The following is an 11536-nucleotide window of genomic DNA, read 5'->3' as shown; positions in this document are numbered from 1 at the left end:
AGATCCAAACAAGGGTCCGCCCGTTTCATTCTCTTCTTTACAAACTCTTACAATTCCTTGGCATCCCCGTGCACTCTTTCACGGGTATCCACCTCATCTTCATCAAAGCCGATCTTCTGCTCAAACTTTGACTTTTCACTCTCCTTCGGCACAGCCGCCGGATAGTGCTCCGTAAAGCAGCCAAGGCACAGATCGCAATTGGCATCGGCACACATCTGCCTTACCCCATCCACACTCAGATAGCCAAGGGAATCCGCACCAATATACTTGCAGATCTCATCCAGGCTCATCTTACAGGCAATCAGATTCTTCTTCGAATCAATATCGGTGCCATAGTAACATGGTGAAATAAACGGCGGGGCAGAGATACGCACATGAATCTCCTTAGCACCGGCATCCCGTAACAATGCCACGATTCTTGCCGAAGTTGTACCACGCACAATCGAGTCATCCACCATGATCACGCGCTTGCCTTTGACAACCGACGCAATCACATTCAGCTTCATGCGCACCGCATTCTCACGCTGATCCTGCGTAGGCTGAATGAACGTTCTAGCAATGTAACGGTTCTTGGTAAAGCCCATCTCATACGGAATACCAGATGCCTGGGCATAACCGATGGCCGCATCCAGACCAGAATCCGGCACACCGATCACCACATCCGCATCCACCGGATGCTCTTTGGCAAGAATATGGCCGGCATTGATGCGGGCCTGATGAATGCTCAATCCTTCCATCACACTGTCTGGACGGGCAAAGTAAATATATTCAAACGCACACATGTGCTTCACCGGATTGACATGTTCACGGATGGAGCGAATTCCCGTCTTATCCACAACCACAATCTCACCGGCATCCAGATTGCGGATGAACTTCGCACCTAAAGAATCCAAAGCACATGTCTCTGAGGCGAAGATGATCTGGCCATCCTTCATCTGGCCCATGCATAAAGGACGGAATCCCGTCATATCACGCACTGCAATCAGCTTCTCCGGCGACATGATCACCAGTGAATAGGCACCTTCCAGATTATACATGGCACGGTTGATGGCCTCTTCGATGGATGGTGCACTCAGCCGTTCCTTGATGATCATATAGGCAATGATCTCGGTATCATTTGTCGTATGGAAGATGGCACCATGCATCTCCAGCTTGCGGCGCAGCTCCGGCGCATTCGTCAGGTTGCCATTATGCACAAGAGCAAGCTGGCCCTTGATATGGCGCACCACCAGCGGCTGGGCATTAGTCTGATTCACTGTGCCAAAGGTTGAATACCGGGTATGGCCGATTGCCATCTGGCCCCGGCCAAGCGACATCAGCTTCTCACGCGTAAACACGTCACGCACCAGGCCGACATCCTTCTCACATGTAATCACACCGCGGTCATTCACCGCAATGCCGCAGGACTCCTGTCCACGATGCTGCAGAGAAAACAAACCATAATACGTATTGCCAGCTACATCTGTCTTACCATTCTGATCATAGATACCAAAGACACCGCATTCCTCGTGGATCATGCGCTTCCCTCATCTTTCCATTCAAATAACGCTGTTAGTATACATCCTCACACAAAGAATCACAGTAAAAACAGACCAAATCGTCATGCGGTTCAATTTTGTTTTCCTGCGGACAATGCAGAAATTCTATCTGCCATCATTTCCTTCAAAGATACTTTGACTTCATCCGGAAGACTACATTCATCCACTGTTTTCATGAAAATATCCTTCTTTAAGATTATTTCCTGAATCATGTTAACAGCCGCTTTCTGATTGATGCCGCAATGCTGTGCCAGAATCAGAAAGTCTTTGCGATGCAGATTTTTCTTTTTCCCATTCAATGTCAGCGCAGTCTGCTCTTTGTCAGAGGAGACAACAAGATTGACCGGCAGAAGATCATATGCAGGAGAAAGCGTGAAGATACGATTTCCAGGTTTCTTCTCTATTAAAGAGAAATTCTTCAGATGCATATCTGAGTTCAATGTTACAAAGCAAAACAGAATACGCAGAAAAAAATCCGCAAGATCCAGACCAGGCTGACTGGAATACTTCCAGATAACCTGCCCGCATTGTTCATAAGAGCTGCTGTATTTATCTGCCGTCTGTCTTTGCATCAACTGGCAGAAATCCTCCATCGCATACATTTGAAAACTGTCAGAATCAGCCGTATTCCGCCGGTCAATGCGTTTTGTAATATAACCAAACTGTTCATTCTGCAGTCTGATTAATGCGTGTGGTACTGTCCTGATGCCAATCCGATCCGCCATGGTCATCACAAGCTGCTCTGTTTCCGGCAGAAGCGCATACTCATCAGAAGGTGGCTTCAGGATGTAACCGGTAGGATAATCTACCAATGTCAGACGATTTTGACTCAGCTTGGAAAGATGCAGCGATAATTTCTTCTGAACACCGGCAATCGTCTGATGATGTTCAACTGACAAATCTGCCAGTTTCTTCATTTCATCATGATTGATCTGCAGCGAAGGCAGCTCATCTGTATCAAAAAACTTGTTAATACACCTTTTATGCCAGCCGATTGATTCTTCCTGTGCTGACAGCGGCTTTCCACAGCAAAGACAGCGTTTCATGCGTCCTCCTCTATCCTGACATCACCGATGCAGTCACGGCAGGCCGCCAGTAATAGCCCAAACCGATCCTGACGGCTGATCTTCCAGTTCCTGCTGACAAGATCCAGCAGCCATCCCTCCGGTATTAATCCATCAAAGAAAGGAAAAAGATTCTTTGCAGTATAGGGCTCTTTTTGCAAAGGCAGAGTCAGACTGACAGCCACTGCATCAGGCTGACAAAGCCACTCTGAAAGGTAATAGAAAACATACCCTGCATCCGTTTCCTGTATCTTTCCACACAGATGATTCTGCACAAATACATTACCGCTGCGCAATACACGATCACTCATGACTGATTCTCCCCGGCACCGCCGTCATGCCAAACATAGCCAGTGCCTGATTTACCTTATCCATGCGGACTGTCTCTTTTCCCTGTTCCAGATCACGCACAAAGCGAAGACCAAGTCCCGACCTCAAGGCAAACTCTTTCTGCGTCAGGCCAGCTTCCCGCCGCGCTTTCTTTACATATTTTGCAATTTCATTCATGAATAAATTATACCATATCAGGTATATATTAATTCTGGCTGAATAGTTTTATACCCTTTAAGGTATATTCTATATATGTTAGCAACAGATTATACTCGATAGGGTATATTCTAAAGCATTATTACGCATTGCATCCAAAGCATATGCTGCAGAGCCTGCTGTATACAGCCGCCTATCTTTAATTTCCCAGATAAAAAACATGCATGATGTGCTTTACAAAGTGCATCATGCATAGCTTTTACATTTACGAGATGATTCTCAGAAGAATGTCGAAATCACGGTCAGGATGGCCAGGCCGCCCTGCATCAGAATGATCTTAGGATTGCTGGTAATACTGCCATATGCCGCCACTCCAATGATGTAGCACATTAGACAGAACACACCCTTCAGACTGTTGAAGGTAAACACAGACAGGAAGATCATCACCGCAATCAGGCCGTTGTAGATCCCCTGGTTTTTAAACAATGTATTGACACTCTTTCTTCTCAGCTCTTCCTGGCTCATACCGAATACTTTTGCCGTCTTTTCAGAATCTGTTGCCACGGATTCCAGATAACAGATGTAAAGGAACTCAAGTGCGGTCAGAACAGCCAGAATCTTTGTCACAATATTCATTTCTCAATCCCCCTCTTTCGAGGATCACCTTACCAAAAGAAAAAGATGGCGTCTAGAGTTCTGCCTCTTCCTGCGCCATCTGCGCCAGTACATCATCGATCTTTTCTGCTGTACAAAGACCGCTGGAAAAGGCTGCTGCCCCGCCGCAGGCAGTCCCAAGCGTCAAAGCACCTTCAAAGCTTTTCTGCACAAGATATCCAAACAGAAAGCCAGCCACCATGCTGTCACCCGCACCGGTCGGATTGACAACCTTACCCGATGCTGCTTTTCTTTGGTACACCTGGCCATCTGCGCTCATCAGCACAGCACCGTCTTCACCAAGAGATACCAGCACATTTTCAGCACCCTTTTCCTGCAGGAAAGCAGCCCCTTCCAGCACATCATCCAGATGTTCCATCTTTCTGCCCGTCAAAGCTTCCATCTCCGGCCGATTCGGCTTGATCAAAAACGGATGAAAAGGCAGCACCGGCTCCAGCAGCTTCTTTTCTGCATCGACGATGATTTTCATCCCCTTTGGTGCCTTCTGCATAATACGCGCATATACATCATTCCCAAGACCCGGCGCACAGCTGCCCGAAAGCACCAGAACATCTGTCTTATGCATGGCTTTAACCCGTTTCAGCAGATCCTGCAGATCATATTCCTCAACAAGAGGCCCGGGTCCATTGATCTCTGTATCATCGTCATCATGAATCTTGATATTGATGCGCGTACTGCCACCCATCACATGGATAAACTCACAATGCACGCCGGTCTTTGCCAGCATGTTTTCCAGCATGGTGCCGGTATCCCCTGCCACAAAGCCCAGTGCCGTGCTTTTCATCCCCAGCTGATCCAGCACCAGAGACACATTGATGCCCTTGCCGCCAGGAAACAGCTGTGCGCTCTTTGCCCGGTTCAGCTGTCCCTTTGCAAAGTGCTCCACCTGCATCACATCATCCAAAGCAGGATTCAAGGTAACCGTATAAATCATGAATTTCTCCCTCAAAGCAGAAACTGCAGCTTCTCCTTGAGAACCTGCATCTGCACATCACAGGTCATACAATACACTTCCCCATCACAATGCACCCATAATGGAGAATCACTATGCATGCGGATGTCCTTTGCCCGCCGCTGGCCGACATGATCCGTATACTTCACCTGAGAGCCATTGTATGCATGCACAAAAACACGGATAAATGAACCCAGATGAAAGCCAAAGGCCTCACACACATCCAGCTGCCCATCCTGGGCATCGGCATATGGGCAGAACTTGAAGCCACCGCCCTCATAGCAGTGATTATGCACGGAAAGAAATGTTGCTTTCTCTACCGTTTCCTTCCTGCCATCAAGTTCCAGCTGCACCGGTGCATTCTTCTGTTTCAGAATCAGCCGCAGTGCAATCAGCACATAGATCAAAGAACCAAGATGAATCTTATTCAGCTTAGCCTTGGCAGAAGACAGAAAGACCTGCTGACAGATCGCCGCATCATAGCCAAAACCGCTTGAAACAAGAAACTTCTGTACAAACGGATCCGGGCCGCCATCACTGACTTCCTTTGTGGAATGGTCCATGAAACAGGATGGATGAAAGATGGTGGTCTCACCAATATCCATCTTTCTTCTGACCCTGCCTTCCAGCATCGTCTCAACCAGCTTTGCCACATCCTTGTCCAGGTTCATATCCCGGACCATATCATTGCCCGATCCACATGGAATCAGGCCGACCAAAGCATGTTTGAAATCCTGAATGCCATTGACAGCATCATTCATGGAGCCATCGCCGCCAATCAGAATGATGCCGATGTTCTCCTTCAGATGTGATGTCAGCTCTTTGCAGATGGTGCGGATATCATGTGAAAGAGAGGAAACATGAACGGTATATGACACTTTGTCAAACAAAGGTTTGATCTTCTGCCACAGTTTCATTGTCCTTCCGGCAGCCGCCGCCGGATTAATAATGACGTGAAATTCCATACATCATGATTGTACACCCGCGGCCCGCTTCTGCTGTTTTTCCAGCATCACAAAATACACCACACAGAGGATATTCTGCACAAAGGAAGCCGTCGGTGTTGCCAGGCCGATCCGGAACAATGACACCGGCTTGACCTTGCTCATAAGGAAGGAAACCGGCAGACGGATGCCAATGCCGCCGATCAGATTCTCCGCCATGACAAACCTTGTTTTGCCACAGCCATTGAAATAACCGGCCAGATTGAAGAAGATCGGTGTCAGCAGGCAGTCAATGCCATATGCTTTCAGATACTGCCAGCCGGCCGCAACCACTTCCGGCTCCCGGGCAAAGATCCGGCACAGCATATCACCATGGAAGAAGGATAGATAAGCCATGACAGCACCAATGATCCATGACACCGCCAGACCATACAGCAGTCCCTTCCGGGCCCGGTCCAGCTTATTGGCACCAAAGTTCTGGGCCGCAAAGGCTGCCATGGATTGGGAAAACGCACTTGGCACAAGCATGATAAAACCGCAAACCTTCTCAGCCACCCCGACACCGGCACTGGCAGTGACGCCAAGCACATTGACAATCGCCACGATAACCAGAAAAGAAAGACCAACCAGGAAATCAGAAATGGCAATCGGAAAACCAAGGCCGCAGACCCGTCTGATCAAAGAACCATCCCAGCAAAGCTCTTTTCTGGTGAAGTGAAACGGCAGTTTCATCCGCCGGATCAATAAAAATGAGATCACAAGTGAAATGGCCTGCGATACAACCGTTGCCACAGCCGCACCGGCTGCTCCCATATGCAGCACACAGACACAGAACAGATCACCGAAGATATTGATCACAGCCGCAATGGCAACCGTCAAAAGAGGAAGCCGTGAATTGCCAAGCCCCCTGAACAAAGAACCAATCAGGTTATAGCCGACAATGAACACCATGCCGAAGGAACAGATCCGCAGATAATCACATGTCATCTGATACGCTTCTTCCGGTGCATTCATGATATTGGCAATCGGCTTTACAAAAGCCACCATCACCACGCTCAGGATCAAAGCCAGCACGGTAAAGAATACAATCGAAGTTCCCATGGTTCTTCCGGCCTGCTCATTGCGTCCGGCCCCCATCTGCTGTCCAATCAGAATTGTCGTACCCATGGCAAGAGAGGCAATGACATTGGTCACCACAAACATGATCTGTGAACCCGTTGAAACCGCCGATACATCTGCACTGGTCGCAAACTGACCGACGACAAGCAGGTCAACCGCACCATACAAAGACTGCAGAAACAAAGCCAGCAGCACCGGCAGTGCAAAGGCCAGCAATGGTTCAAGAATCTTCCCTTCGGTAAAATTTCCCTGATTCATAACTTCCCTCCTGATATAAAAATGGCCGGATCACCGGCCATTGCAATCACAGCTCAGAACAAGCCCTGGGCCATCATCGCATCTGCAACCTTCTCAAAACCGGCAATATTGGCACCAACCACAAGATCACCCTCATGGCCGTACTTCTTTGCCGCTGCCAGAGAAGAATCCACGATGGAACGCATGATACCCTTCAGACGGGCATCCACCTCTTCCTTCGTCCAGGACAGACGCTCACTGTTCTGGCTCATCTCCAGTGCACTCACAGCAACACCACCGGCATTGGCAGCCTTGGCAGGTCCAACCACAACACCATGGCCCTGCAGATAGGCAATGGCTTCATTGGAAGCCGGCATATTGGCACCCTCAAAGTAATACTTTGTGCCATTGGCCACAATCTCTTCTGCTTCCTTCATGCCGATCTCATTCTGGGTCGCACACGGAATGCAGATATCAGCCTTCACACTCCATGGCTTTTCACCCTCATGGAATTCCAGGCCGAACTTCTCAGCATACATGCGGATATTCGCATTGCGGCTGGCTCTCATCTCCAGCAGATAATTGATCTTCTCATCCGTCACAACACCATCCGGATCATATACATAGCCATTATGACCCGACAATGTCACAACCTTGCCGCCAAGCTCCTTGACCTTCTCACAGACACCCCAGGCAACATTGCCATAACCAGATACCGCAACCGTCTTGCCCTTGATGCTGTCACCAAGATGTTCCAGGACTCTCTCGGCATAGTACAGCACACCATAGCCAGTCGCTTCCGGACGGATCAAAGAGCCGCCATAGGACAGACCCTTGCCAGTCAGAACACCATTATCATAGGCATCCCGGATTCTTCTGTACTGGCCGAACAAATAGCCGATCTCACGGCCGCCGACACCAATATCACCAGCCGGTACATCTGTATTCAGGCCGATATGTCTCTGCAGCTCGGTCATGAATGCCTGGCAGAAACGCATGATCTCACCATCACTGCGGCCATGCGGATCAAAGTCACTGCCGCCCTTGCCGCCGCCAATCGGCAGTGTTGTCAGAGAATTCTTGAACACCTGCTCGAAGCCAAGGAACTTCAGAATGGAAAGATTTACACTCGGATGGAAACGCAGGCCTCCCTTATACGGGCCAAGGGCACCATTGAACTGGATCCGATAGCCGCGGTTGACATGCACCTTGCCCTCATCATCCGTCCATGTCACCCGGAACATTATCTGCCGTTCCGGCTCCACAAGCCTCTCCAGCAGAGCAGCCTTTTCATACTCCGGATGGGCGTCCACCACCGGGGCAATACTATGCAAAACCTCTGTTACTGTCTGCAGAAACTCCGGCTGATCCGGATTGCGCTTCGCAGTTTCTGCAATCACACGCTCGACATACTCACTCATTGTGAATTCCTCCTGTCATTTCCCTTATTGTACTATTTCCTTTCAGATTCTGAATACGTTTACATTCAAATGGAAAATTTTCCTTCACCCTCAGACAGAAAGCTATGGCTGAAGTAACACTTCATGGCATCAATCAGATATGCTGTATCTTTTGTACCTGCGGTTTCATAGCAGGAATGCATCGCCAGCTGCGGCAGACCGATATCCACCGCATTCTGTGAGAAATGGCGGTTTGAGAGATTGCCAAGTGTACTGCCGCCCCGTTTATCCGAGCGGTTGACAAATGACTGCACCGGTACCCCGGCCTCTTTACAGATGAGCTGGAAATAGGCCGATGATACGGCATCACTTGTATACTGCTGATTGGCATGGTACTTGATGACAATACCGCCATTCATCTTCGGCTTATTCACAGGATCCGCCATCTCACTGTGGCACGGATGCACCGCATGGGCATTGTCCCCTGAAACCAGGAATGCATTGGCCGCACATGCCATCTGCTCATCTGCACTCTTACCGCTGGCAATCCCGATCCTTTCAATCACATCTGCCAGAAACGTACTGTCCGCACCCTGCTTGGTCAAAGAACCTGTCTCTTCATTATCAAAGATGCAGCACACCGGTAAAGATGCACTGTCTTTGGCCTGCAGGAAACCATTGACAATGCCAAACACACACTGCAGATCATCCAGATGCGGTGCACTGACAAACTCATCCGCTGCACCCCAGATGGTACCCGGTGTACGCACATACAAATACAGATCATGGCCCAGAATATCCTCTGTCTTTACACCGGCCTCCTTAGCAATGACATCCAGCAAAGAACCGCAGCCCTCCTGGCCCAGCAGCGGACAGATTTCAGTCTGCACATTCCAGGTATGGCCATCATTGGCACTTCTGTCCATATGGATGGCAAGGGATGGAATCATCAACAGATCCCTGTCCACCTTCACAAGCTTTGTCACAAGCGACTGACCATCTTTCACCACAATCCTGCCAGCCACAGACAGCGGCCGATCAAGCCATGGATAGATCAAAGCACCGCCATACATCTCCACATTCAGCTTCACATAGCCGTTTTCCTTCATCTCCGGATTGACCTTGATCTTGAAGGAAGGGGAATCACAATGGGCAGCCCCCATCATGTATCCCTGATAATCATGATGATAACGGAAAGCAATCAAAGCAGACTGGTTGCGCACCACATAGTACTTTCCGCCATCTTTCAGCTGCCATGTCTCACTCTCTTTGAGTTCCTGAAAACCGGCATGATCAAGCTTTTCTCTCACAGCCGCAATGGCATGAAATGCCGTTACGCCCTTTGCAAGAAATGACAGCAGTTGTTGATTCACATCATTTGTGTTCATGTTCATCCTCCTGATTAACAAAACTGAGACCGTGCTCACCCGGAGCCCCAAACTCCTTGATATACGAATCCTGTCTGGTAATGGCATCCACCAGTTCACCAGTCAGATACACATATACCGGTCCAAAGGGGTTGATGACCATACTCTGATGGCCCTTCCACATGATGCTCACAGCATCCTGAAAGGTCACCCGCAGCGTCTTTGGCCGATTGCCGGCAAGATACAACTGTTTCCAGCGGGACAAGGCATCCTCATCCGTAAAGATCGCAAACGAATCCATGCCGCCGCTGTCCTTGCGGCTGACCCCCATAAAGCCAAGCCGGGTATTCTCCACAAACTGCATCCGGCCATTGACAAGCTGCGGCAGATGATCCATCATCACCGGCACCACAAAGCTGGAATGCACAAGCGCATTGAGAAACAGACTCATGAACTGATGATCCTTGATATAGCGGCCATACTCATAGCACATCCCTCTTAACAAAGGATTTTCCAGCTTGAACAAAGGCCGATTTTCCGCCTGCAGAGAACTCAGCACACTGAACTGCTCCACCACAATTGCCGCATCCAGCTTCACCTCCACGTGGCAGTCTTTTGCCTGCTGCACAGAAGCACCATTCATCTTCAGGCCAATCACACGTACATGCACCGGTGAGCGCCCTGCCAGCAGCACATCCACTTCATCTCCAGCCCGGATCATGCCATGCACAGTACCCATCACCGATGCTGTCTCATGCAGGCTGGACTGTTCCACCAGCAGCGTATAGCGCCGCTTCTCCTTATTGTAATAGACCGTATCCGGTATCTTTGCCTTCTTCTGATGGCCCTCTTCATCCATCACCGCATAAATACCGCAGGCCGCAATGATACCCACAACCGGCCACAGCAATTGATTCGCTGCATACACGAAACTGTTGCCAGCCAGAATCATACTTCTCATATTGGCATACACAAACAGCACCGCAGCCATAACAAGAGAACGGAAATTGCGGCCATTGGTATAGGATGCCACACTGCGCTGTCCTATACCGACCTGAACCATGTCACGCCCTTCTTTAAAGACATACCAGCCGCACACAATGCATAATACATATACAAACGACCAGAGACTCTCTATGCCTGAGATCACCAGCATCAGCACACCGGAAATCACCAGTGCCAGTGCCAGTCCCTGATACGCCGCTTTCTGATTCTTCATCGCGAACCTCCCTGCTTTGTCTTCATGCGGATCAGATGAATCAGCCTGCCCGCATCCTCAACATCAATACCATCCTGCACACAGCAGGACACAAACGCATACAACGATCCCTGCCAGTATTGATCCAGCAGAATCTTTGCATACTGCTCATAATATGCCTGCCGGTCAATGGCCATCGTCAAAGCCGCATGATCATTGATCAAAACGCCCTTTTTTCTCATCCTGGCAAGCATCGTATACACCGTCGACTGTTTCCAGCCATAATTGGCTTCACACATCTTCACCAGCTTCATCGATCCGATCCACGGATTTGCCCAGATCCACTCGGCAATCCGTGTCTCTGCCTCACTCATTTTTTCATCCATACTGCATAGTCTACACGTGTAAAACCAGCACGTCAAACCACAGGCACATAAAAGGGGCTGTAACGAGTAACCCCTCAAAATGAGAATCTCATCATGAGAAATTGTGATGAGATTTTCTTTTGTTTTTATGCAGATTAGCGCTAATTGTGATATAATATTTATGTATATGG

The 11536-nt window shown here is 49.1% G+C and carries 12 protein-coding genes; all 12 read right to left on the bottom strand.

Going from position 1 to position 11536, the window contains the following annotated elements:
- Window positions 1-47 precede the first annotated feature (47 nt).
- The 12 genes from purF to SOI44_RS04985 all read right to left on the bottom strand — a co-directional run bounded on the left by purF (window position 48) and on the right by SOI44_RS04985 (window position 11354).
- Window positions 48-1517, bottom strand: coding sequence for an amidophosphoribosyltransferase (gene purF / locus SOI44_RS05040; RefSeq protein ID WP_331348135.1), 1470 nt, complete (start codon window positions 1515-1517; stop codon window positions 48-50).
- A 92-nt stretch (window positions 1518-1609) separates the two neighbouring features.
- A complete protein-coding gene (locus SOI44_RS05035) occupies window positions 1610-2584 on the bottom strand; it encodes a type II toxin-antitoxin system HipA family toxin (protein WP_331348134.1) in 975 nt (324 codons plus the stop codon).
- Complete coding sequence (locus tag SOI44_RS05030) at window positions 2581-2913, bottom strand: HipA N-terminal domain-containing protein (RefSeq protein WP_331348133.1); 333 nt, start codon at window positions 2911-2913, stop codon at window positions 2581-2583. The genes SOI44_RS05035 and SOI44_RS05030 overlap by 4 nt, the downstream gene beginning before the upstream one ends.
- On the bottom strand, window positions 2906-3109 hold the full coding sequence (locus tag SOI44_RS05025) for a type II toxin-antitoxin system Y4mF family antitoxin (protein ID WP_331348132.1): 204 nt from the start codon (window positions 3107-3109) through the stop codon (window positions 2906-2908). Before SOI44_RS05025 ends, SOI44_RS05030 begins: the two co-directional genes overlap by 8 nt.
- A 258-nt stretch (window positions 3110-3367) precedes the next feature.
- Window positions 3368-3724 (bottom strand): DUF1304 domain-containing protein, encoded by a 357-nt coding sequence (locus SOI44_RS05020; protein ID WP_331348131.1) that lies wholly within the window; start codon window positions 3722-3724, stop codon window positions 3368-3370.
- Window positions 3725-3776: 52 nt separating this feature from the next.
- Window positions 3777-4697: a 1-phosphofructokinase gene (pfkB, locus tag SOI44_RS05015; RefSeq protein WP_331348130.1), complete on the bottom strand. Its 921-nt coding sequence runs from the start codon at window positions 4695-4697 to the stop codon at window positions 3777-3779.
- Between the two features lie 11 nt (window positions 4698-4708).
- On the bottom strand, window positions 4709-5680 hold the full coding sequence (locus SOI44_RS05010; RefSeq protein ID WP_331348129.1) for a diacylglycerol/lipid kinase family protein: 972 nt from the start codon (window positions 5678-5680) through the stop codon (window positions 4709-4711).
- Between the two features lie 3 nt (window positions 5681-5683).
- Complete coding sequence (locus SOI44_RS05005; RefSeq protein WP_331348128.1) at window positions 5684-7036, bottom strand: MATE family efflux transporter; 1353 nt, start codon at window positions 7034-7036, stop codon at window positions 5684-5686.
- Between the two features lie 53 nt (window positions 7037-7089).
- Entirely contained in the window at window positions 7090-8436 is a 1347-nt protein-coding gene (gdhA, locus tag SOI44_RS05000) for an NADP-specific glutamate dehydrogenase (RefSeq protein ID WP_331348127.1), read from the bottom strand.
- A gap of 65 nt (window positions 8437-8501) precedes the next feature.
- Window positions 8502-9803, bottom strand: a complete 1302-nt coding sequence (locus SOI44_RS04995; protein WP_331348126.1) for a M18 family aminopeptidase — start codon at window positions 9801-9803, stop codon at window positions 8502-8504.
- Window positions 9790-11001 carry an SseB family protein gene (locus SOI44_RS04990; RefSeq protein ID WP_331348125.1) on the bottom strand — a complete coding sequence of 404 codons (1212 nt, stop codon included), beginning with the start codon at window positions 10999-11001 and terminating at the stop codon, window positions 9790-9792. The genes SOI44_RS04995 and SOI44_RS04990 overlap by 14 nt, the downstream gene beginning before the upstream one ends.
- Window positions 10998-11354, bottom strand: coding sequence for a BlaI/MecI/CopY family transcriptional regulator (locus tag SOI44_RS04985; protein ID WP_331348124.1), 357 nt, complete (start codon window positions 11352-11354; stop codon window positions 10998-11000). The genes SOI44_RS04990 and SOI44_RS04985 overlap by 4 nt, the downstream gene beginning before the upstream one ends.
- Between the last annotated feature and the right edge of the window lie 182 nt (window positions 11355-11536).

Origin of the sequence: Lactimicrobium sp. (assembly GCF_036453465.1) — a bacterium.
In the GTDB taxonomy this organism is placed as follows: Bacteria; Bacillota_I; Bacilli_A; order Erysipelotrichales; family Erysipelotrichaceae; genus Bulleidia.
Note: the sequence above shows the minus strand (reverse complement) of the source record. Positions and strands in the feature narration are given on the sequence as shown.

Bases quoted from the DNA above. Each gene is read 5' to 3' on its own strand.
- purF (WP_331348135.1), bottom strand. From the start codon at position 1,517: ATGATCCACGAGGAATGCGGTGTCTTTGGTATCTATGATCAGAATGGT.
- SOI44_RS05035 (WP_331348134.1), bottom strand. From the start codon at position 2,584: ATGAAACGCTGTCTTTGCTGTGGAAAGCCGCTGTCAGCACAGGAAGAA.
- SOI44_RS05030 (WP_331348133.1), bottom strand. From the start codon at position 2,913: ATGAGTGATCGTGTATTGCGCAGCGGTAATGTATTTGTGCAGAATCAT.
- SOI44_RS05025 (WP_331348132.1), bottom strand. From the start codon at position 3,109: ATGAATGAAATTGCAAAATATGTAAAGAAAGCGCGGCGGGAAGCTGGC.
- SOI44_RS05020 (WP_331348131.1), bottom strand. From the start codon at position 3,724: ATGAATATTGTGACAAAGATTCTGGCTGTTCTGACCGCACTTGAGTTC.
- pfkB (WP_331348130.1), bottom strand. From the start codon at position 4,697: ATGATTTATACGGTTACCTTGAATCCTGCTTTGGATGATGTGATGCAG.
- SOI44_RS05010 (WP_331348129.1), bottom strand. From the start codon at position 5,680: ATGGAATTTCACGTCATTATTAATCCGGCGGCGGCTGCCGGAAGGACA.
- SOI44_RS05005 (WP_331348128.1), bottom strand. From the start codon at position 7,036: ATGAATCAGGGAAATTTTACCGAAGGGAAGATTCTTGAACCATTGCTG.
- gdhA (WP_331348127.1), bottom strand. From the start codon at position 8,436: ATGAGTGAGTATGTCGAGCGTGTGATTGCAGAAACTGCGAAGCGCAAT.
- SOI44_RS04995 (WP_331348126.1), bottom strand. From the start codon at position 9,803: ATGAACACAAATGATGTGAATCAACAACTGCTGTCATTTCTTGCAAAG.
- SOI44_RS04990 (WP_331348125.1), bottom strand. From the start codon at position 11,001: ATGAAGAATCAGAAAGCGGCGTATCAGGGACTGGCACTGGCACTGGTG.
- SOI44_RS04985 (WP_331348124.1), bottom strand. From the start codon at position 11,354: ATGAGTGAGGCAGAGACACGGATTGCCGAGTGGATCTGGGCAAATCCG.